Annotated in this window: 9 protein-coding genes; 5 read left to right on the forward strand and 4 right to left on the reverse strand. The window is 61.9% G+C overall.

Translation table 11 applies throughout. The features are described 5' to 3' along the window. Positions 1–340: 340 nt before the first annotated feature. Positions 341–619: a hypothetical protein gene (locus J3U87_RS25180; protein WP_237378549.1), complete on the reverse strand. Its 279-nt coding sequence runs from the start codon at positions 617–619 to the stop codon at positions 341–343. Between the two features lie 210 nt (positions 620–829). Continuing rightward, on the reverse strand, positions 830–2,137 hold the full coding sequence (gene ltrA / locus J3U87_RS25185) for a group II intron reverse transcriptase/maturase (RefSeq protein ID WP_237378013.1): 1,308 nt from the start codon (positions 2,135–2,137) through the stop codon (positions 830–832). Positions 2,138–3,606: 1,469 nt separating this feature from the next. On the opposite strand from ltrA, the gene J3U87_RS25190 reads away from it, so the two are divergent. Then, positions 3,607–4,092 carry a CesT family type III secretion system chaperone gene (locus tag J3U87_RS25190; protein WP_272932418.1) on the forward strand — a complete coding sequence of 162 codons (486 nt, stop codon included), beginning with the start codon at positions 3,607–3,609 and terminating at the stop codon, positions 4,090–4,092. 460 nt (positions 4,093–4,552) lie between these two features. Further along, positions 4,553–5,713 carry a hypothetical protein gene (locus J3U87_RS25195; protein ID WP_237378551.1) on the forward strand — a complete coding sequence of 387 codons (1,161 nt, stop codon included), beginning with the start codon at positions 4,553–4,555 and terminating at the stop codon, positions 5,711–5,713. Between the two features lie 238 nt (positions 5,714–5,951). Here the strand turns inward: J3U87_RS25195 and J3U87_RS25200 are convergent, their stop codons facing one another. Further along, on the reverse strand, positions 5,952–6,839 hold the full coding sequence (locus J3U87_RS25200) for a LysR family transcriptional regulator (protein ID WP_237378552.1): 888 nt from the start codon (positions 6,837–6,839) through the stop codon (positions 5,952–5,954). A gap of 104 nt (positions 6,840–6,943) precedes the next feature. On the opposite strand from J3U87_RS25200, the gene J3U87_RS25205 reads away from it, so the two are divergent. Next, positions 6,944–7,627: a type 1 glutamine amidotransferase domain-containing protein gene (locus J3U87_RS25205; protein ID WP_237378553.1), complete on the forward strand. Its 684-nt coding sequence runs from the start codon at positions 6,944–6,946 to the stop codon at positions 7,625–7,627. Positions 7,628–8,055: 428 nt separating this feature from the next. Further along, positions 8,056–8,793 (forward strand): GNAT family N-acetyltransferase, encoded by a 738-nt coding sequence (locus J3U87_RS25210; RefSeq protein ID WP_237378554.1) that lies wholly within the window; start codon positions 8,056–8,058, stop codon positions 8,791–8,793. A gap of 302 nt (positions 8,794–9,095) precedes the next feature. On the opposite strand, the gene J3U87_RS25215 is transcribed toward J3U87_RS25210, so the two are convergent. Next, positions 9,096–10,262: a hypothetical protein gene (locus J3U87_RS25215; RefSeq protein ID WP_237378555.1), complete on the reverse strand. Its 1,167-nt coding sequence runs from the start codon at positions 10,260–10,262 to the stop codon at positions 9,096–9,098. A gap of 332 nt (positions 10,263–10,594) precedes the next feature. On the opposite strand from J3U87_RS25215, the gene J3U87_RS25220 reads away from it, so the two are divergent. Next, positions 10,595–23,716 carry an Ig-like domain-containing protein gene (locus J3U87_RS25220; protein WP_237378556.1) on the forward strand — a complete coding sequence of 4,374 codons (13,122 nt, stop codon included), beginning with the start codon at positions 10,595–10,597 and terminating at the stop codon, positions 23,714–23,716. Position 23,717 lies beyond the last annotated feature (1 nt).

Here is a 23,717-nt window from a genome sequence, read left to right on the forward strand (position 1 = left end):
GGTAGAAGGTCGTTCGAGTGTGACCCCAATCACCGGGAATCGGGTCGGCGTGGGTCGGCGACGTTGAAAGGGGATTCAGGTGGGTAACCAATCGAAGTGAATCGCTTGGGAGTTCCCGCATTTGTGAGAGGGGGTCGTGCCCGGTAGGTTGGTCACGGGCGGTATGCCCGCTGGGCCGACATTATTCGACCAACTCCCCGCACATCCGTCTGTTTAGGTTTTTATCCTTATCTTCGAGCTTTACAGGGTTTGTTACATTTTAGAGCCGCGCAAGAGCGGGCAAACCCGCTCGATTTCGAGAAAGAAACACTATATCTGGTTTCTGGCGAAGGGCTATGGGTCATTCATCCGAAAAAATCAGCAGGAACCCATGAACATCGGAAAGCAGGAAAGGACCGGTATTTGTAGACATCATGGTCTTTTTTTCCTGGTTTCCATCATTCCTGCCTTCCTGATCAAGATTTGACGACGGCAAGACCCAGCTCAGCTTGAATACACCACTCTGTTTCAAGAGAGTGGCTGAGAGGACTAAGTCTCCCTGAACAAGGAAGAAACACTTGATGGGTTTCCTGGAACAGGACACTTGATGGGTTTCTTGGAACAGGACGATTTTGTCCACGAATCACTCGACTCAAAGAATTTTCATGGTGTGAAGTTCTCGCAGTGCCTCCGGTCTTTCAAAAAATCGGGAACACGGGATTCGAGGACGATTTTTTAATTCGTGTCAAGTCGCGGTAGGACTGCCGGTTGCCCGACAGCCCCCGCACAGATCCCGGCGTGCGGAACTACCGCACCGGGCTCTTCGATCAGATTCGCTTCCGTACTCGGCTCAACGGAGGAATGGTAGCTTGAGCTGATTGTCCCTCTCTTCGGTGATCCTCGGCCTCAATAGGCCCAGCCGTTTGATCATCCCTTCGAAGGTTTCCCAGTTGAAGCTCCGTTTCTGACTTCTGCGATTCAGCCACTTGAACAAGAGTCTCGTGACGATTCTCGCAAATTCCTGAATGCCTCGGCTGTTCCCGATCACCCCGAAATACTCGTAGTGACCTCTCAGCTTCGTATTCACTCTCTCGATCAGCTTCGGCAGCTTCAGCGAGCGATGAGCTTTGATGAACTCTTTCATCTCTCGGGCTCCCTGCTCCAGCTTCTTTCGCGAGGTCTTCCGTCGCAAGTAGGGACGGCCCTTACGGTCCTTATCCCACCTTAGGGTAAATCCCAGGAAGTCGAAGGCTTGCGCCATCTTTCCCCAGCACCAACCACTCTTCAGAATCCTCGTCTTGTCTTCGGCTAACGACAGGTTGAACTTCGCCAGTCTCACCGGCAGTTCTTCGTAAAACCGTTCCGCATCCATTTTGGACACGAATGCGCATACGAAGTCGTCGGCATACCGCACGTACTTCACCCGCTCGTGACAGTGATTCCCAAACGGCTTCATCGCCCACAAGTCCAGCACGTAGTGCAGGTAGACGTTCGCCAGGATCGGTGAGATGATTCCCCCTTGCGGGGTTCCCGTTTTGGGGTGAATCGTCATGCCTTCCGGCTCCAGCACCCCCACGATCATCCATTTCTTGATCAGCCGCAGCAGGCTCTTGTCGTTGATCCGATGAGCCAGCATCTTCATCAGCAGATCGTGATCCAGATGATCGAAGAATCCCTTGATGTCCGCCTCTACCACGTACCGGTACCCACCGAATTGCAGTTCGTCCCGCAGTTCTTTCACACAACCTTTCGCACTCTTTCCTGGCCGGTAGCCATGGCTCACCGCCAGGAAATCCTGCTCGTAGATCGCTTCCAGAATCATCACCGTGGCACGCTGCACCAATCGGTCCTCAAGTACCGGGATTCCCAAAGGCCGCATCTTCCCGTTACTCTTCGGGATGTACTGCCTTCGAATCGGCGTCGCCCTGTAGCGTTTCTCTTTCAGCCGCTTCACCAGCTCCTCGATGTTCTTGTCCAGATCTCGGCCGTACTCCGCAGCCGTCACCTTGTCGATGCCCGCTGCCGCCCTTTTGTTCAGTTCCTTCCAAGCCATGTGGAGCGATTCTTCGTTCAGCAACCGATACAGATTCACAAATCGGTGCGACCCGTCCCGCTTCGCCTTGTTCGCTATTCCTTCCAATGCTGTTGACACACTCACGGCCGACCTCCTTCTCAGTGGTGTGGTCCCTTGAAAGCTCCATCTGATCGCGACCCCCTTCCCCCTGTGAGCGGCTCTCCCGCTCTCCGAGTACTATGAGGTCGTCCGACTCCCCATTCCCCATCAGCGGGCCTCCCGTATGGTTGGTGCCGCCTTACCTGTTTCTATTCCAGGGGGGGTGAGGCCTCCCAAGTTCCTGGTTCGCAACTCCCCATTCGTGCCAGGCCCTTTGACCCCGCTCGCCCCTCACAGCCCTCACCAACGCGGACTGCTTGTGTTGGTTTCGCGCCACAAAACACGCTCACCGACGAGATTCACAATGTTATCGAGGCTGATTTGGCTTCAGGAGGTACGGCCTCCCTCTGGCCCAAATGGTTCCCTGTGTACACTTCGCACGAGTTGTTCGACTTGCTCCCCGCTGTTTACCTCGGTACCCCCCGCTGACAATTACGTGGGCCTGGTTTCCCAAGGGGAGCCTTTCGTTGTCTGGTTTCCTCCTTTCTTTCCGGTCTCCTTCCCGTGCGCAACACTCGGTAGGAGCGGGTGGTTAACCCCTTACTCCACTGGGACTTGAACCCAGTCAGTTTGCGCCAAGCTTTTCTTGGCGTTGTCTTTGCGTGATTCGTGGGCAGACTTTTTAGTCAAAGAGGAGCCACAAGGGGGTGGTTTCTTGGAAGTTAACGGAGATCGTGGAGGTAGGCCCGGAGCACAAAAGATACGGAGACAATTCCGGAAAGGCCGCGAAGATTCAGGAAGGAAGAACGGGCTGTGCCTATATTCTATGCCGGTCGGATTTCCACAAGCAAATGCAAGTTCCAATTGCCTGGATTTTAAAGATATATCTTCTCGACGGCAGATCATGAGACCCGTTACCCTGCCACGGGAACCTGTAACGAATCGAACGACGGTTGCTTGGCGTGTCGGCAAGCCGAGAGGTTCGCGGACCCGATGTTCTCGTCGAAGTGATCCATTTGAGGCGTTCGCTGTTTTGGAGGGTGGGGGTTCCAGCCTTGGACCCAGAGTGGAACGATCCATTTTTAAGGCGCTTGGCGGTGAACGAAAAAAAATGTCCATTCCTGTAGAGGTTTGTCTGCTCGATTTGGTTATCCCAGTTAGAAGGCGATCGATCACCTCGCGATCCAGGGACCCGTCGTCACGGGATGCTGCGATGTCCTCGTTCCCCGATCCTGCAAACTTCCAACTTATCAGGCCAGAACCCCGATCACCGAGTCCCATGAAGCTCGGTCGATGCATCGGGCGCCTTGTCGGAATCCTATTTGCCCGGCGGATGCATGACGCAGGAACTCTCGAGGAGGGTTCCTCCATGAAAAGTGACGCCGTCTCGAGTGTCGAGTACCACTCGATCACGCGATGTAACCAGGCGTCTGGTCGCCCTGCGTCCGCGTGAGGGGTGGCGTGTCGTTCGGGTCAAATAGCGGTGTGAAAGAAGAAAATTAAAAGGAGATATCGTGGAGACACCTTTTCACCAAGTAAATGCTTGGCTTCGGGACCTGGGAAACCAGTACGGAATGCCTCTTTCACTGAACGAGGAAGGAAGCTGTGCGCTGATCGGCGATCAGGACTTCGAATTGGAGATCTTCGCCCAGGACGCCTGCGACCACTTTTTCATCAATATCAAGATCATGGACTTACCGCATGGCAATCGTGCGGACATCCTGTACCAAGCCATGACCCTCAACCTGTTCCAGCAAGAAACGTTGGGGGGCTCGCTGGCGGTGGATCCCAAGAATGAGAGCTTGATGTACTGTTATTCCCGAGAAATCGAACAGACGACCTTTTCTTGCTTCGCCAACATCGTAGGGAACCTGTTGGATACCGCCTCGAAGCTGAGAGACGGCTTGAGCCAAGTGGAGCCCACCAGCTTCGAAGGGGTTCCCGAAACCATGTCGCCCCACGATATGACCAACATGTATGCGGTGATCAACTACGCCTGAATCCCAGTGTTACAGGCTATTCATACATAAGTATTTTTACCACAGAGCTCTTGGAGTTCACTGAGATAGCAACAGAACGCCTGTGGAGACAAAGTCTACCATTGAGAACCGGAAACCTGGCGAGATTTCATGGAAGCACACAAAGTGTATCGGATGAAATCATCATTTTCGAATCCCGTATATCGGACTTTTTGAAGAAACTTCGACACTACGAGAACCATTTTGTGGAAATTCTTTTAATTCGTGTTATTCGAGTGATTCGTGGACAAAACTATCCTGTTCTAAGCAACCAATCGTGTGTTTCTTCCTTGCTTAGGGAGATCTAGTCTTCTTAGCCACTCTGTAGTGAAATCCCATGGTCACCGTTGACCGGGAGAGAAATTTATATCTTAGATCTATACCAAGTTTAAAGTTTTTTAAAAAAAGTCAATGCTGATAATGAAATCCAAGGAGAATGATCATGGCAACAAAACCGATTATTAATAATATTTCAAGCAAGTCGACCGCTCCCACTCAAACAATTACTCCCAATTCTAACAAGTTGAAGCTGAATCCAAATCCATCCAATTCTACCAAACCTAACTTTGTTGCGAATTCCACAGCCAATATCGCAAACAATAAAATGCTTCAACTCAGTATGCTCAGTCAAGCTTTTGGTACGGGGGCTATGAAAACCGAAGAAACCAAGGAGAGTGACACCGACTTCAATAATGCATTTGGGCTTGGATCTAAAATATCCAATAATGTAAATGAAAATATCAAAGTACTTCTCAACAGTGTGAAAGGCTGTGGATTCGAAGGACCCAATTGCTACAATACGGCGATGTTGGCCTATGGCAAAGAGTTTGCCCTGTATGACAACTCCATGGAACTCATCAATCATTTTGTCAATTGTTTCTGTGAGGACACCGGCAACAAAGGAAACGTGTCCGACATTAAGGGGAACGAGCCCTTGCCCGCACCCAACGACCTAGTGGTGATCTCCCGCGAAAGTAATGGAAGCAAGGAACATGTTGCCGTACATATCGCCAATGGTAAGTATTTTCAAAAGGCTGATCAAAATCCAGACAGTTATAAGGAATTGTCCCTGGCCAAACTGACCGAGCCTTACAAAAATAATGAAACCAATGATAAATATACCTATACCCATTACAGAATGAAACCCGGAAAAATAAATCCGAAAAGTGAGCAGGCGCAAAAAATAAACAATGAAATCAAACAGCTTGAAATGACTTTTGGCGACTGTGTGAGCAAGGGTTGGAAGCATTCGGAAGATTATAAAAATGCACATCCAAATGCAAAAATAAAAAATGAAATGTTTGTCCCTCATAAAGAGACCGTTAACTCACTAGTGAATCAGAAAAAGGAGATTAATGCATTTGTTCAAAAATGTGACTTGACCCTTAAGGATCAAAATTCAAAATTAGAAGAATCCGATAAGAAACACATTGAATTTGCGAAGCTGCGAGCAGAAAGCCTGCTTACCCAACTGGAACATGTGGCCAAATCGATGAAGAACTTCATTTCGGAATCAAAGGAAATGTTCCAAAACGATAAAAAGGAATTCAAGATTATCCGCAGGTCGTCTTCGACATTTATGCATATGTTCGACGCTAAATGAGCCCTCGAGAATGAAAGTGGCCATGGTTTGAGATGGTGCGGTGACAGTCTGGAGAGGCGAGCTACACCATCTAGGCTGGCCATATCAAGCGGCTTATCGGGACACCCTCCACGATCTATCCACTGCGGTCGATCTCATGGAGGGTGTCCTCCTTTTCTCTCTCCGTGTTCTCCGCGAGCTCGGTGGTAAAAAAATTCTCCGCCAAACGACCCCCTCCGCACGCAAACCAACGCCACAATCACACCGAGGTCAACCCGCCCAGCTCTCGTTTCAGGTGATCGATCAGCAGTCGTACCCGCGAAGGCAGGTTCTTGCGATCCGGATAGACCAGCCAGGTACCGATGTCTTCGCCCCAGTGGGGTTCCAGCAAGGGCACCAGCCGACCGTCCTCCAAATATTCCGCAACGTAATACCTCGGCGTGTAGATGATGCCCAGCCCGGCAAGCGCGGCGGCGGTCAGCGAATCCGCCGAATTCTTGGCACTGAAGCGCCCGCCCACTTTCAGGTTGCGGTGTCCGTCGGGGAAACGCAGCCGCCAGAAGTTCGTGTTGCCGGTCAGGCAATCGTGGTGCGCCAGTTCTTCGGCGCGGGTCGGCGTGCCTCGCGCAGCCAGGTAGGCGGGGGCTGCGGCCATGCACAACTGGCGCCCCACCAAGCGTTGCGCGGCCAGGGCGCTGTCTTGCATCACCCCGTAGCGCACGGCCAGGTCGTAACCTTCTTCCACCAGATCTACGTTTCGCGCACTCAAATCCAGGCGGATCGAGATGTGCGGATATTGCCGCATGAACGCCAGAATCTCCGGAACCACCACCTGCTCCGAGAAGCGACCTCCCATGGTCATGCGGATCTCGCCTTTTGGATCTCGCTCTTCACCGCGTACTTCGTCCATCGCTTCGTTCAGTCCTTCCGCAAGATCTCGACATCGTTTGGCGAACCGCAGGCCCGCGGCCGTGGGTCGGACTTTGCGCGTCGTGCGGTACAGCAACCGCATGCCCAACCGCGTTTCCAGACGGTCGATCTGCCTGCTTACATAGGAAGTGGACACGCCCAAGTGACGCGCCGCGGCCGAAAAGCCACCGAACTTCACGACCGCATTGAATTCATCGATACCATTCCAGGTGCTCATTATTGTTCCTCAGCAAAAGAGTTTGAACTTTTTAACCATTCTCTCTTCATCGGAAAGAATTTACATTGACTGAGTCACAAACACCAACCCTGGAGGATGCACCCATGACCGCTCAAAAGATTCTCGTCCTGTTGACCAACGTCGAGACCCTTGCCGGAGAACCCAACGGCACCTATTTCCCCGAACTGAGCCATGCGGCCCACGAGCTGGAGGCTGCCGGCCTGGAACTGGTCTTCGCCAGTTTGACCGGAGGTGCGGCGCCCTACTACGGTGCGGACCGTGCCGACGAGCTGAACGCCCGCTACCTGGACGACCAGGCATTCATGCGGGCCCTGAGCCGAACCCATCGCCTCGATCAGGTGGATATATCTGATTTCAAAGGCATTTATGTGCCAGGAGGTTATGGATTGCTGTTCGATCTGTGCCGTGACGATTCGGCGGCTGCGGCGATTGCCGCGATCTACGATGCAGGCGAGGTCGTCGGCGCCGTATGCCATGGCCCGGCCGCGCTTGCCGGGGTCCGACTGGCCAGCGGTGAGGCCTTGGTCGCCGGGCGGGAGATCACCGGGTTCACCCGCGAGGAAGAGGTGGCCTTCGGCACGTTGGACAAGGTGCCCTTCCTGCTGGAAGAAACCCTGGCCGAAGCCGGCGGGCAGTTCCACAAGGCTCCCGAATGGGAGGCGCACGTGCGGGTGGCGGGTCGCCTGGTCACGGGCCAGAACCCCGCCTCCGCGGCCGGCGTCGGTCGCGCGATCGCGGCGAAGGTGAAGAACCCCGCCGGCGTGTGACCTTTGGTTTTGATCGGGATCTGTGGCCGGCATCGCGAGGGGAACGGACCGACCAGGGCGCGTCGCCCTGGATACGCGAGGAATCGGGGGAGGACAGCGCCGCCAAAGGTTGTTGTGCTGCATACGACAACATCGTAAGGCGGCGGATGTCTCCCCGGACCGGCGAAGCCCGGCCTCACCCACGAAGGAATTGATGCACGGCGGGTGAAACGGGACGGTCGAACGCCGGCACGTTGGACCTGGCCTCGTGGTAATACATACCAGGCAGAAGTGGAGGGATATGGGCGTGGTCTTTGTCACGGAAAAGGCATGGCTCCCGATTCGGTCAAAAACACGATCATGCCAGCCCGCGCATGAGGAGGGACCAGCTATCTTTGAGGCGGGTGACGGATCGAGATATACTCCAAAAACGCCAGATAGGAGAGGATATGCAAAACCCCGCATTCTATTTCAGGGATCATCCATGTTTGAGAGCCGTGATCGATGCCTGTTTGGAAGGCAGGGCCGGCCACATCATGTCCACCGGTGAGCATCCCGTAGCATTGCGGCTCGACGTCGGGTGTTATTCGATTTTGGGGGGCGACCCGGATTCCGAAGATGCGCTGTCCTTGGTGAAGGGGAGTGGTCTGGCCCGGGAACTCGTGTATTCGGGCTCGACATGGAAACACCTCATTCAAGCCGTTTTTCCGAATGCCGAAGACCGGTCCATGATGACCTTCATTCCTGGCGACCATGCCCGCGAATGGGCAAGCAGGCACCGCGGAGATGTATCCCCAAATGTTCACATTGCGCCCTTGACACCGGAGAGTCCCGCCCACGGGAGCCTGACCCCCCATGGGTTTCAGGTCCATGAAACCCCAGAGGCCTTCTTTAGACATGGCTTTGGTTTTTTCATTGGTCATGAGGGGCGGATGGTCGCCCTGGCGACGACGTACACCGCGGCGCGAGACAAAGCGGAGATTTCGATTTCGACGGATCCTCGATACCGCAACCAGGGTTTTGCCACGAGTCTGGCCGGCACCATGGTTTTAGAATGTTTCCGGAGAGGGTTGACCCCGCACTGGAGTGCATCCAATCCCGTTTCGCAAAGGATTGCCCGCCGTGTTGGATTTGTCGAAAACGGCGTGTGTCATGTGCTGGAATCACGAGGACCGAATCACGGCTGAGTCTGTTTGAACGTTCAAGCAACCGGCTGTCGGGAAACGTTGCTGCGCACACCGACGCTTCGAACCCAGATCGGCATTACCGTTGTGAAAAGTAATCAGGAAGCCCGACAACTACGGAAGTCCGGAATGAACACAGGGTTCCCGCATCCATTCGATACCTATTCTGGCCTAGGTGTTCTTCGTGACTCCGTGGAGCGCGCGCATGGTGTGTTGCCCCGAAACAGCGAACCCCTGACTCAAAAAGGAGCCGAGTCAGGGGTGTTGCGGATGACGTCAAAGGCGCGAAGCCCCAAGATCGGTTATTAGTGACTGCCTTTGCCGTAGCCGATTCCGACCGTGGGAAAATATCCCACATAGAGCGAAACTTCCACCGAAACTACGTTTGAGATTTTGGACCCATCCCACGCACCCAAATGAATTTTGATGTGGCCTTGCGTCCAGCGCGTATCCGAATCCGTCCAACAGTGGCGAGAATCGAAGGCTTCCTGGGATTCGGCACCCCAGGGGCTCTTGGGGGCCGCGTGGAAAATGTGGCCCACGTTGTAGAAGAACATGGTGGGGTAAGCGGGATAGTAGTTGGTCAATATCGAGTTCTGGACCATGGCGCCCTTGGTGCCGTCGAAGGAAGGCCCCATATTATCTTTCGCGTCCTGTAGGTCCTCCACGTTCATCAGGTTGTAATACCAGATGTAGCTATAGGCGTTGGGTTCGGGATTGGAGCCCCAGGCGGGGACGTTGCTGTAGTCGATGCTTCTGAGTGTGAAGGCTCTGTCGGGATCATCGTCGGAATTGACCTTCTGGGTGAGCCAGGAGGAGGCGTCGGCGGTCCTGTGTTTTTCCCAAATCTCGCCAGTGTAGCCGATGGACGTGTCGCCAATCACACCGGGAATTACGTGATTCTTGAAGTCCAACTGGGCGGGACCGACACCTCTGGAGGAATACCCGTAGCCCTTGTAGTTCTGTAAGGAAATACTCGAGTTCGCAAAAAATTTATCGACGAGATCCCACCGGTTCGTGGAGGAGGTATACTGCCACACACTGGTCACGCCATTGATATCGATAGTGAGATACCCGTTGTCATAGTCGTAATCACCGGTAGTGATCAGATTCGTCGAAATTGGGGCTCGCATGTTGCCCATATCGGCCATGGTGCAGTCCTGATCGAGGTCGTGAGGTCGATAGGTGCCGTACAGGTCCCGGATGGGCACATTGACGTGTTTTGCACCGAGTTTTCCGTTCGTGTAGGCATCGGTCACATCCATGTGCAGGCGACTGAAGGTCACCCCACCATTGCCGTCAAACCGATAATGGCCAATCGATACTTCGAAGTACTGGGCTCCGTTGGTCAGTTGGATCACTTGTGCGTTCATCAGGTGGTCGCCGAAGTTTTGGGTCAATTCATCGGCCTTGACCAAGTCGTTCAACGAGATAAGGAACATCAATCCCAATGTAATATTAAAAAGTTTCATGGTGAATCAGCCTCACATTTTTAAGGATCGGACCACAATGGCCTCTTTTTTCCATTCCCATTGCAGTGAGGAAGCCGTCAACAAATTGCCAAAAAAACGTTGTCCATCCGGACAAGCCGGGAAATCGGATTTTCACCAAACGACCCCTCTGGGCACGGTCACCAACTCCGCGTAACAAAAGGGCGAAGAAACTAATTGATTGAATAAAAATGGTCTAAATGACTAAAAATATAGTCTATTTAAGGTGTTGTTGGTGTATGATAGGGGTCTAGTGAGGGTTCGAGCTGTTTGCCCAGCCCGTTCCGATACGATGCTTCTGTGAGGTCTGCTCCATGTTTGCCAAGCGATTGATTCCGGGTCTCCTGCTCCTCCTCGGCCCCGCCTGGGCCGCCTTCGCGCAGGAAACCATCACCATCGCGCTCGACGACACCGCCCGCTTCCGCGCCGCGGCCACCGCCACCCTTTCCGGCACCGTCACCCCCGTCGACGCCAGCCTTTCGCTCGACGGTGTCGCCTTGGCCGTCGACGGCAATGGCCGCTTCAGTCACGACGTCACCCTCACCGAAGGCCTCAACACCTTTTTCCTCATCGCCACCGTGGACGGCCTGCCCGAAGCCCGCCTCAAACGCGACCTCTTCCGCGACACCGTCGCGCCCCATCTCGCTATTTCCGAGCCGCTGCCCGACCTGCGCACCAACCGGACCAGCCTCCACATCATCGGCGAGGCCGGCGACGCCCTGTCGAAACCGGTCAGCCTCACCCGCGACGGCCAGCCCGTCACCGTCCTCGGCGGCCGTTTCTACGATCGCGACGTCCCCCTCCAGCCCGGCGCCAACACCTTCCACTACACCCTCACCGACGCCGCCGGAAACACCGCCGAGCAGTCGCTGACCGTGCACCACAAAACCGAGCCGCCCACGATCGACCTCACCGCGCCCGCTTCCGTCGACGCCCGCGGCAGTTTCGACATCGCCGTGTCCTTCGAGCCCGCCAGCGAGATCGTCTCGGTTCGGGTCTACCTGAACGCCGACCTGGTTCGCGAAGCCAGCGACGGCAGTGCCCTGCAGCAAACCTTTCAGGACGACGGCAGCCGCGTCGGCCACCAGCTCCGCATCGAGGTCCGCGACGTCTACGGCAACCAGGCCCAGCTCGAGCGCGACCTGCCCGTGGCCCACCCCAACTTCGTGCACGGCCTGGTCCTCGACAGCGAGACCAGCCACCCGCTGGCCGGTGTCACCGTCCAGCTCGCCAGCCCCGCGGCCGCGACCACCGCCGTCACCGACGCCGCCGGCCGCTACGTCGCCTACCTGGCCGGCTCGCCCATCACCGCCCGCGTCACCGACCCCATCTACGTCCCCATCACCCGGACCCTGGACGTCCCGCCCGCCGGTGGCGCCCGGCTCTTCGACCTGCGCCTCGCCCGCCGCGGCCCGCCCCACTCCACCGCCCAGGTCTTCGACGACCCCTTCCTGCGGCTGCAGTTTGTCTCCGGCTTCAGCGGCACCGCCCGTGTCACCCCGCTCCGCACCCAGGCCCTGCCCGTCCTGCTCCCGCTCGGCTACGCTCCGTTGCGCGCCTTCGAACTGGCCGACGCCACCGGGTCCGGCCCGCTCCAGGCCCAGCTCCGCCGACCGCCGCGCGAACTCCCGCCCGCCACCGAAGTCCTGCTCCTGCGCCAGGACGGCGACGGCTGGCGCGTCTCCGAGCGGCTGACCGCCGGCGGGACCCGCATCGATGCCACCTGGCCCACCGCCGGGAACGGGGTCTACGCCGCCGTGCTCCGCGACACTCGCTTCGTCGGCGAAGCGCCCGCCGTCGGCAGCCTCCTGATCCGCGAAGGCCACGCCTGGATCCCGGGCGCCGATACCGCGGACGCCGTCGCCTTCCCCAAGATGGTCTCGCTGCTCGACACGCCGCGCACCGAACTCCGCTTCCTGGCCCACGGCCACCAGCCCTCCGGCGCCTTCGCCCGCCTCCGCGCCCGCGAGCACCACACCACCTTCGACGGCCAGCACCTGTTCCCCGACTACCTGCTCGACGTGACCTGCTACCACTACGGCGACCAGCTCGACGGTCGCGCCAAGCTGGTGGGCCGCCTGCCCATCGAGGCCCGTGGCGACATCGCCCGCGGCCACACCCGGGCCGCCTCGATCAAGTTCTACCTGGAAGGCGGGTCCCCGCCGCTCGGCGGCTTCCGCTACGACGCCGTGCACGACCTCGGTCCACTCCAGCTCGATTTCGGACCTCAGCCCGTCAATCCCCGCGCCGTCCGCACCCGGCTCGCCGATATGTCCGACGTCCCGATGCCCGCCGGGGCGGAGCGTCTCGCCTCGTTCACGCTCACCGTCGGCCGCGAGCTGGAAACTTCGCCGAACATTCGCTTCCAGCACGGCGACCGCGAGGCGCTGGTCCTGCTGCGCCGTCAGGACGCGCAAACCTGGGTCTACGCCGGCCGGCTCCGCTTCGTCGATGGCGCCTGGCAGGCGGCACCCCAGGACGTCGATGTCACCACTACCGGCGCCTACGCCCTGGTGGCCCTGCCGTTCCCGATCACCGAACTGCGCGGCCAGATCACCTTTGCCGCGAGCCCTGTCGCCGAGGTCACCCTCCAGACCGAAGTCCACCCCTGGCGGGCGACCAGCGCCGCCGATGGCGGCTTCCGCTTCGCCGTCGCCCGCTGGAACCAGCCCCAGACCGTGGACGCCTACGACCCCGCCACCACCCGCAGCGCCCAGTTCCACCTGGCCGAGACCTCGACCGACGACCTGCGCGACGGCCTCGACCTCGCGCTCCAGGCGCCCGACTTCCGCCTCCTCGACCACCAGCCCGCCGCCAACCAGGTCCACGTCAGCCGCCACGAGATCCCCAGCCTGACTTTCTCCCACGCCCTCGGTGGCAGCGTCGACGACTGGACCCAGGCGATCACGCTCCAGGGCGGCGGCACCACCGTCCCGCTCCGCATCCAGCGCCAGGCCGACTACCGCACCCTGACCCTCAACCCCCAGGCCCCGCTCTCCGACGACACCGAATACACCGTCACCGTCGGCACCGGTCTGCTCAGCCAACACGGCCACCCGTTGGTTTCGGCCGCGTCGTTCAGCTACCGAACCGCCGACCGCAGTGCCGTCGGCACCCTCGACCTCAAGAAGTTCTACCTCACCGCCAGCGGGGACGACCTCGTCGTCCACGCGCCGGCCGACACCTACCCGGCCCGCAGCCAGATCCGCCTGATCAACCGCCACACCGCCGCCACCGTGACCGACACCATGCTGGGCGGCGACTACCAGCGGGGCATCGCGGGCGAGATCGGAGACCGGATCCAGGTGGCCGTCACCCGGCCCGACGGCCAAACCGCCTCGATCGAGCTGGACAGCGTCCACACGGGTCCCGGTCAGGTCATCCTGGGCGGCCAACCCTTCGTGCTCGACCTCGGCGACGGCACCACCCTCCACGTCGAGCGGGTGCTGGACGGCGTCGGCCGCGAGGTCCGCTTCGCCCTGGCCGAGGAGGCCGAGGTCCGCGCCGAACTGGCCAAGGTCCCGCGCCACGGCGACGACCCCTTCGGGACCTTCTACGGCGGGCTGCGCATCACGCCGCTCGACGGTGGGCCCGTGCCCCGCCTTGTCGGCCGGTTCCAACGCGACCTCGACCCCGCCACCATCGGGACCGCCATGCTCTCGTTCGTGGCGCTGCAGCCCGAGGTCCCGTTCCCGGCCAACCCGCTCGAACCGGAGACCCTGACGCCCCACACCTTCGCTACGCTGGCCGATGCCGTCGCCGTCCGCGACGGCCAGCTCGGCAGCTCGACCAAACGGACCCGCACCAAGCGGTTCGGCGGCCGCATCGCCGCCTCGCTGGGCCAGGCCTACGCCCACCTCTACGGCCTGTTCCACACCGACAGCACCAGCTTCATCTTCGGCCAGAGCTTGCGCCAGGACGTCCGAAAGGACGTCAGGGACGACTACGGCAACCTGATGTGGGTCGAGCCGCCGCCGAGCTGGTACAACCCAAGCCTCTATACCCGCGGGACCACACCTTTCTATCCCTGCCAGAACGTCTACTTCTACCAACGCTTCGGCGACGGCGAGAACGCCTTCTTCAAGCCCCTTGGCCTCACCGGCCCGCTGGCCGACGGCGACTTCCTCGCCGAGCCCGACCCCGGCCAGCCCACCATCCTGGCCATGGACCCGGTCACCCACCGGCTCACCTTGCTCGAACTGCGCCCTTCCAGTGCCTCGTACTTGCTGGCCGGTTCCCGCGCCTACCGAGCCACGGCTTGGCTGCGCTGGCCCAAGCAAGGCGGCGCCGGCAGCGACGCCGAGCTGGAACTCGACTGGCGGGTCGTGACCCTGGACGGCGACGAGCCCGTGATCCACGCCGGCCTGACCGAGACCTTCCGGCAGACCGGCAAGCTGCTGCTCGACCCCGGCCAAACCGAAGGCAAAACGCCCCAGATCCAGGTGACCATCAAGGCCGATCAGCCCCTGAAACACGCCTTGGCCAAAATCCCCGAGGTCGACTGGAACGAGACCATCACCCGCGACACCCGCCACGATGCGATCACCGTCCTGCTGCCCGCCACCGCCTACGGCACCGAGCGCAAGCTCGACGTCGCCCTGACCGTGGTGGACGGTTTCGGTCAGAGCCAGGATGTTTACAAGCGGGTCTGGCTGGTCCGACCCGACCAGGCGGCGGGCATCCCCAACGTCGCGCCGGCCGTGCTCGCCAGCGCGCCCCAGGACAGGGGCACCGATGTCCTGATCGCGGACCCACTCTACCTCGAATTCAGCGAGCCGGTCCGCGACGTGGACCCGGCCACCGTGACCCTGACCCCCGACGGCGGCGACCCGGTCACGCTGGCCTTCTCCGACGCCAACGGCCTGCCGGTCGAAGCCGCGACCGAGGTCCGCCTGCTCACGATTCAACCGACCGAAGCGCTCAAGCTCGACACGGTCTACACGCTCGACGTGCGCGGCGTCCGCGACCAGGAGAACCGCACCCTGCTGCAACCGGCCGACACCACGGCCTCGGGCACCGAGCCAGCCAAGGACCACTACCGCATCCAGTTCCGGACCCAGACCAGCAAGCCCCAGACGGTGGTGCCGGAGGCGGGCGACCTGCGTGCCTACGCCGGGCTCCGCAACCTGCTGGTGGGCCTGGACGGGATCACGAACCCGGACGGCATCGCCTCCGGCTTCAAGCTGCGCGTCTACGACACCGACACCCGCCACGCCGAGCCGCGCCTGCTCACCGAGTACCGCGAGGCGATTCGGGCCCCGGGCATGCTGGCCCCCAACCTGGTCCTGATCACCAAGGAGGCGCTGGCCGCGGCGCCCGGCGCCGAGGTCTTCGCCATCGAGCGCGACAACCGCGAGCGGTTGCGGGCCCTGCCCGCCGGGACCCTGCTGGTGGTGCAGTACTACTCGTTCGCCCAGCACAGCTACGTCCTGATGTTCCTGCACTACGACGGGGCCACCTTCGAGGAGAAGGGCCACTTCCGCGTGCCGACCTCGGGGACCCAGGGCGGGTTCGCCGCGATCGGGCCCTACCTGATCCTGGGTGACTTCGACCTGACCGAGGCCGGCCCGGTCGGCACGGCCACCGTCCACGACGTGCGCCAGTACCTGGAACGGCTCGCCAACATTGACCCCGCCACGCTTCAGGACAGCCTGGGCGGTGGCCGCCACCTCACCGCTTGGCAGCAAACCAAGCCGGTGGGTCACTACGCCAACCCGCGCGGGGTGGTCCGCCTCGCGCCCTTCCTCCACCAGACCGAGGGCGGGCTGGTCCCGGCCTTCGCCGCGGCCGCCTTCGGCTTCCCGGGCCTGAACGCGATCGTGCCCCAGGCATCCGACCTGCTGCCACCCGACCACCCACCCTACGACCGCCGCGCCCTGGCCAAAACCGTCTGGCCCCACCGCGCCGGCACCGAGGCCGCGCCAGGCGAGCCGGGCCGCTTCGGCGTCTCCCGCCTGCGCTGCGCCGTGGTCGAGGCCTTCCCGACCCAGACCGCCCTGGGCGAGACGCTGACCCGCGACATCGCGATCTTCGGCGAGCGCGGCCTCGACCAGGACGGTTCCCTCTATATATATGAAGTCCCCGAGAAGGCCGACCTCGACCAGGCCACCCAGCCGCGCTTCACCCTGCACCTGCCTGGCGGGTTCCTGGGCCTGGCCGCCGACCGCGCCCACGGTTTGGTTGCGGTGCGGACCCGAATCGGCAACGAAGAGGTGGGCGTCGGCGTGCTGGACCTGCGCGCGCTCTACGCACGCGGCCGGGCGCAAGGTGTCAGCCAATGGACCCTCGATCAGGCCTTCGCGGAAGAGATGTTCCTGACCTGGATCGACGGTGACGCGGACCAAGCGCCGGTGGGGCGCCAGTTGTTCATGCACGACGGCGCGCTTTACTGGAGCCTGTCGGACGAGCGCCTGCGTCGCCTGCCGCTGGCGAGCAACCCCTACCGGACCTTCGGCTGGCTGACCTACGACCTGGCCCGCTGGCAGGCCGGCACGGCGCGGCACGACACGAGCGGCCGGATCCGCGACCCACAGGGCATGCTGACCCACCAGCCCTACGGTGTGCTCTACGTCACCGACCTGGACGTCGAGGGCGAAGTGCCGGCTGGCGGAACGGGCGAGGCCCAGACCGAGTTGGCCTTCACGGTAGAGATGGGGACCTTCGAGGTCGAGGTCTTCGCCCAGGAGAGCCTGAAGCTGGTCTACCGCCTCGAAGGCGAGTCCGGCGCGGCCGAGGTGGTCCACGAGGTCAAGGACGCGAAGGCCCGCACGCTGGTGGGCTTCGACACCCGGAAGCTGAACGTCGTGATCCAGAACCAGGCCAAGGCCCTGCGCGAGCACGGGTTCCTGAAGGGCGAGGTGGCCTTGACCCTCACCCGCCAGGGCACCACCGTGATGCAGCGGACCCTGCCGTTCCTGGTGGCCTGGCACAGCGTGCCGACCCGCTACGTGGACGACCTCCGCTTCCACGGCGGCCTCGACCTGCTGACCGGCTCGCCCGAGCTGCACCAGACCGACCTCGCCGTGAGCGCCCGCGATGCCCGGCTCGACCTGAGCTGGCGCCGCAGTTTCCACCGCGACTACGCCTTCGGCAGCGGGCCGTACGGGGTCGGCATGCTCGACGGTGCTCGGCTGTACCAGGCCATGCCGGTCTGGTGGCGGCCGCAGGACGTGGCCGCGGTCGACGGCGCCGCCCCGGAGCCGGGTGAAGGCGGTACGGCCACCAAATCCGAAGGCTCCATCGCCCGCGACTTCACGGGGGCAAAGGTCCACCAGCGGCTGATCTTCGAGCAACCGGGCCAGTTCCAGATCCAGGCCGGCCTCGCCGAGGACGGGGACCAGGTCGGCGTGCGCAACGACGCCCTCAGCCAGGTGCGCCGCTTCCCGGACCGCGGCCCTTGGCACCTGATCCACCGCGGCAACATGGTCTACAAGCTCCGCAGCAAACTCCGCTGGCCCGAGTACCGCGACCTGCTGGGCCAAATCAACGAGAAGACCCGCGCGAGCGACGAAACCGACCGGCTCCGGTTCCCGCTGATGCGCTTCCCGGGCTCGATGCAGGCGCCGGGCGCGCTCTACGGCGAGGTCCAGTTGACCGAACGGGTCGACTACCCCTGGAAGAACCGGATGGCGGCGGAGGACGCGGCCCGCTTCCCCACCGAGCTGTGGGACGCGCCCAACGACCGCGGCGGCCGGCGCACCGTCGACCGGACCTGGAAGATGAACCCGGCCGGCACCGTGATCGAGACCCAGACGATGCAGACCCGCAGCGTCCAGGGCACCTACGCCTACACGGACGACGGCTACCTGGCCCGGGTGGAACTGAACCAGACAAGCAGCGGCGGGGGGACACCGCGCGGTTACACCCTGACCTGGAGCGAGCCGGTGGCCGAAGTGGGCCACCTCAAACTGCGGCGGTTGGTCAAGGTCGAGGCGTTGCACGCGGGCGACGACGACGTAGTCTTCGAAGCCCGGTACCCGGAGAACAGCCTGGCCGCGTCGCACTTGGGCGACGGCTACTGCCTCCAGAGCCTCGACGTCACCCGCGACGGGACGAGCGGCCGCGTCGTGTCGGTGGCTCTGCCCGGCTGCGGTGAGGTGCCGGAACTGGGCCGGACCTTCGCCACGGTGGGCGGGGCGCGGCTGTCCTCGGGCTACACCTTCGCAGGGGTCGACGCGACCCACACCTTCTCGCGGACTTGGGAGCGGCGCAAGCTGGAGGGGTTCCGCTTCGATCCCGATCAGGGCGGCGCGGCCGTGGCGATGGGGGGCTCAATCCTGCCCATCCACCAGTGGCTGCTCACGGGCGACAGCTTCGGCGACCAGACCTTCGACTACGACGGCTTGGGCCGCCTGACCGCCCACCAGATCCACGGCGCCAGCCAGCGCTGGACCTACCAGGCCGCGCCCTGGTGGATCGAGACGCCCGCCACCACGACCGACGCCGTGGGCGGCACCCTGCGCTACGACGTGACCCAGGCGTTCCTGCGGGTCTCCGACGCCACCGCCTCGGGCGAGGGCGGCACCAGCGCGACCCACACCACCTTCTTCAGCACCAGCGGCGTGCCCATCCTCACCGAGGACCTCGTGGGCCGAATCCAGGGTGGGACCGCTTCGGTCCACTACCGGCCCAGCGGCAAGGACCTGGACGCGGATTCCTTTAGCGTGCGGACCCTGAACCTGCCTGGCACCGGCAAGGCCATGACCGAGCGCCGCCTCAACCCGTTCGGCGACGTGACCGAGGAGACCCACCTCGACGTCACGAACCGGTTCACCTACGACGGCTTGGGCCGGCTCGACACCGCGACCGACGTCACACTGGGCCGCACGCTGAACCTCGACTACGAGGTCGTTGCGGGGCAGGGGCCGCGGGTGGCGGTCGTGGACCAAAGCACCGAGGTCACCACCGAGACCGACTACGACATCTGGGGCCGGGTCACGGCGGAACGTCGCACCGCGCCGGACCCCCGCAACCAGACCTATGCCTATGACGCGCTGGGCCGGTTGGCGCGCACCACCGACAGCCAAACCGGCCAGACCGAAACCTACGCGTACTTCGGGACCACGTCCCTGCCGACACGGATCGTCACCGGCCAGGGGGGCACCAGTGTCACGACCGCCTACAACGTCGTGCAGGGCGGGGAAGGTCCGATCATCCATGGGATGACGGTTCAAGCCGAGGGGGAATCCTACGCGGAGCACCTGGTGACCGATGCGCTCGGCCGCGTCGCCGAAACCCAGATGGCCGATGTCGGCAGGGTGCGCATCGCCTACGACGTCTTCGGGCGGGCCACCCGCGTCGAGAAACTCCCCGAGGACCCGGCCAAGGCCGACGAGGGCGAAGACGGCGCCGAGCCCGCCCTCGTGATCACCTATGAAAAGGGCAAGATCACCGTGGCGGACGGGTTCAAGGACGTCACGACCGTGACGCGCTGGTCCGACCCGGCCGGGCAGACGGTGACCACCACGGTGTCCGGCAGCGGCGTCGACAAGGCGCGCGAAACCGAATCCATCACCACGGTTGCCGGCAGCCCGCGACGGCTGCGCGTGGTAACCGAGGAGAAGAGCGAAGGCCACACCGTGACCACCACGGCCGAGGTCAACGGACGGGGCGCGGTGGTCAAGGCCGGCTCGGGCCCGATCGAAGTGACCGCCGACGCGTTCAACAGCGCGGGCATGCCGACCCAGATGACGGTCGCCTCGACGCTGGGCGGCGGCCAGGCGAAACGGGCCCAGGCGGCCACGTCCGTGGCCTTCACGTACGACCGCTACAACCGCGTCACGGGCGGGACCAACGCCCACGGGCTGGACTGGTCGGTCGACGGCTACGACGGGCGCTGGCGGCCCACGGGCACGACCGACACCCGCGGCCTCAGCACCCAGCGCAGCTACGACGACTGGCAGGACACCCTGCGCGCGGTGACCACCACCGAGCCCAACCGTTCCGGCAACGAGACGCTGACCCTGTTCAGCCGCGAACGGGAGGGCCAGGCGGGCATGTCGCTGCTGACCGAACGCGGCACCTCCTGGCTGGGGGCGACCACCGAGGTCACGCGACACATCGCCAACGCGTCGGCCGGGGTCGACGTCACCCGCGACGGCAAGACCATGCGGGTCCGGCGCGACGCCGAGACCGGCCAGGTCCGAACGGTCGACGATTTCGAGAGCAACCGCACCCAAGTCGATCCCGAGCGTTTCGGCCGCCGGGTCCGGGCGACGCTGCCCGACGGCGCGGAGTGCGAGCTGGAGCTGAACGGCTTCGGCCAGCCGCGGGCGTTTCGCGACAACGGCGTGACCACGCGCGAGTGGGTGCGGGACGCGCTGGGCCGGGTCGACGAGGTCCGCACCCCCGACCGGGTCTACGACTTCGCCTACAGCGAGGAGAGCCAGGGGCTGGCGTCGATCACGGGCGGCCGGCACGACCTGAACTTCAGCAACTGGAGCCCGTTGGGTCAGCCGCAGACCATCGAGATCGGCGACGTGGCGCGGATCGAGGTCCAATACCATCCGGGCGGCCGGCCGAGCTGCGCGACCCTGACCCGCAAGGGCGGACTGCCGACGCAGATGAACTACAACGCCCACGGCGACCTGGTGGGCCTCAAGCGGGGCAACCAACCGCTAACCGAGTACAGCTACAACCGCTGGGGCGCGGTGGCGAGCATGACGGTGGGCAACGGCCAGCCGCTGCAGGTCTTTGGCAGCGGCGACAGCGCGACCGTCAACCTGCCGGGCGGGGTCACGGCCGACGTCGACGCCGAGGGCCGGCTGTCACAGGTGACCTACCCGGGCCTGGCCACCAAGGATTACGGCTACGACGGCCTGGGCCGGATGACCCGGGTGACGATCGGCGGGGTCCTGCTGCGCAGTTACCAATACGGCCAGGGTCGGCTGGAACAGATCACGGCGGGCGAGCCGGGCAGCGAAGAAGTCTACGTCTACGGGTACGACGCCGAGGGCCGCCTGACGAGCCTGACACGCGACGGCGTCGCCTGGGGAAGCTGGACCTATCCCGACCTGGCGGACCTGCGCCAACAGGAGGGACTGGCCGATCCCAACCGGGTCCAAAGCTACACCGACCCCAACGGAGTGACCCAGTCGTACGGCTACGAGGACGGCCAGGTCACCCTGATCGACATCGCCCAGGGGCCCAGCTTCCAGATGGCCTACGATGCGGGCGGCAACCAGACCCAGATCCGCGCGATGGGCATGGAGGCGACCTTCACCGAGTGGGCCAACGGCATGCCGACCCGGATCGCCTGGGGTGACGGCACCACCTTCGATTTGAGCCAGGACGAAAAGGGCCAGCTCGACAGCATCGCGGAGAGCGGTGGGGTTTTCCTGTTGGACCTCGACTGGGCGGACGTGCCCCGCGAGGGCCTGTGCAGCGAAGCGGGCGAGGCGGGTCCGCCGGACAAGAAGATCAGCAAGGTGACGCGCAAGGCGCCGGGCCTCGAAGAGACCTGGGAGCCCGCGTACACCGAGGCGCAGCAACTCCAGTCGATCCAGATCACGCGCACGGGCGGCCAGGGTACGGACACCCTGACCGAAAACTACGACGAAGTGCGGAACCAGCTTCTGGGCGGCCTGACCCGGGTGCTCAACGGCACGGTGGTGCGCGACGATGTCTTCACCCACGACGCCACGGCCGACCACCGCCGGGTGGGCAGCGTGGCGGGCACGGGCGGGGTCGACGTCTATGCCTACGATCCGGTCCTGGGCAACCTGATGCGGATCGACACCCGCGACGGCCGGGTTCGAGAATTCGCGTGGGACGGCTTCCGTCGCCTGACCGAGATCCGCGAGGACGGCCAGGTTTTGGGTGCATACGCCTACGACCACCAGAACCGCCGGATCCGGGCGGCGACGCCGGCGAGCGATGTGCCGTTGGTGTTCGCATGGCACGGCTCGCGGGTGATCGCGATCGGGCAGCAGCGCGGCACGGCGGAGGCGCCGCGCATCGCGTGGACGCACGCCATCGGCCAGGGCCCGCTGGGCCCGGCCTTCCTGAAGGACCTGACGGGCGGCGGCCACGACTACTACATCGCGACGGACCATCTGGGCACGCCCTACGCGTACAAGCACGTGGCCAGCGGGGCGGTGTACCTCAGCCCGCTGACGCCCTGGGGCGAGCGGGTCCAAAGCCCATCACTGGGTGTACAGGCGGGCGTGGTGCCGGACAGCGTCTTCGCCAGCGCCCCACTGGGCCTGGGCGGCCACCTGATGGACTGGGAAACCGGCCTGACGCAGATGCACCACCGCTACTACGACCCGAGCCTGGGTCACTTCCTCAACCCCGACTTCCGCGAGCCGGACCTCTATGACCCCACCACGGTCAAGGAGCCCTACGCCTACGCCGCCGGCAATCCCATCCTCTATTGGGACCCGGATGGTCTCGCAGTCGAATACGTTGGAAATGGGCGTGTAAAGATCGAAGCACGCGACATCTACGGTGTTCTGCAAACTCTGTACATGCCGCAAGAGCACTGGATCAAGCTGGTCACAGGCCAATCGGTGGGTTATGGCCATTACACAGGTGAATACTTCAAACTCAAGGCCGGTGCCCCGGATCTAACGACGGATCAAGGACAAGCGCTCTATAAGGTAAGAGCAAATGCAGTCTTGGAACACTTTTTTGGACCTGGTACCGAGATTACGAAAAGCGCGGGTGAGATCACTGAAGGTATCGGAATCACCGTAGTTAGTGGCAGTTTGCTTGTTTTTGGCCTTGGAGCTGGAACCAGCAGCGGATTCGGCTTTGTTCGAGGTCTCAGCTACACGGCCGAAGCAGGGCTTTCAGGGTACGCGATTTATGACGGCTCCATCCGTACCTATGAAGGTATTCAAGAGAGAGACGCACTCAAAACAAGTCTTGGAGTTGGCGAAACACTACTTGGAGGGCTAGGACTCTATGGCTCAACCCGAGCCCTTACAGGTGAATTAATGGCCCTAAGAGGTAATCCAGACAGCTTCAATGTCAACTTATCGGGGTTGAATTCATCCAGCAGTTCTCATGGTTTCTCAACTGAATGGAAAAACCTTCCCGGTGGTGTTCGAGTGAAAAAACGTGGAAATTACTGGATTAAGGAGGTAAACCCCAGCTCATCACGATTTGCTCAGTGGTGGGGGCGTGGTTCTCTCAACGCTCAAGCAAGGGCTTTGAGTAAACTGGAGGATTTGGCTCCTAGTTTTTTGTATAAAAACGGTAAAATGATAACCCGTGATGTAGGGGCATACGCTCCTGGGAATTTTTGGAGTACTTGGATGAAGGGTTCAGTGAGACTTCGCACACCTTTTAACGATATTAGGCCGCGCAATATTGGAGGGCCTAAGAATTTAATTTTCGATCCAGCTAAGCATCCATTGCAAGAAGGGCTCGAATGGTTTACTGCTGGGCTATCTGGATATGCCATTTATATTCTCGCAACAGAGGAGGATTAGT

Source organism: Sulfidibacter corallicola, assembly GCF_017498545.1.
Lineage (GTDB): Bacteria > Acidobacteriota > Holophagae > Acanthopleuribacterales > Acanthopleuribacteraceae > Sulfidibacter > Sulfidibacter corallicola.

Excerpts from the sequence above, each read along its gene's own strand:
- J3U87_RS25210 (WP_237378554.1), top strand. The coding sequence starts at position 8,056 with ATGCAAAACCCCGCATTCTATTTCAGGGATCATCCATGTTTGAGAGCC.
- J3U87_RS25215 (WP_237378555.1), bottom strand. The coding sequence starts at position 10,262 with ATGAAACTTTTTAATATTACATTGGGATTGATGTTCCTTATCTCGTTG.
- J3U87_RS25220 (WP_237378556.1), top strand. The coding sequence starts at position 10,595 with ATGTTTGCCAAGCGATTGATTCCGGGTCTCCTGCTCCTCCTCGGCCCC.
- J3U87_RS25195 (WP_237378551.1), top strand. The coding sequence starts at position 4,553 with ATGGCAACAAAACCGATTATTAATAATATTTCAAGCAAGTCGACCGCT.
- J3U87_RS25205 (WP_237378553.1), top strand. The coding sequence starts at position 6,944 with ATGACCGCTCAAAAGATTCTCGTCCTGTTGACCAACGTCGAGACCCTT.
- J3U87_RS25200 (WP_237378552.1), bottom strand. The coding sequence starts at position 6,839 with ATGAGCACCTGGAATGGTATCGATGAATTCAATGCGGTCGTGAAGTTC.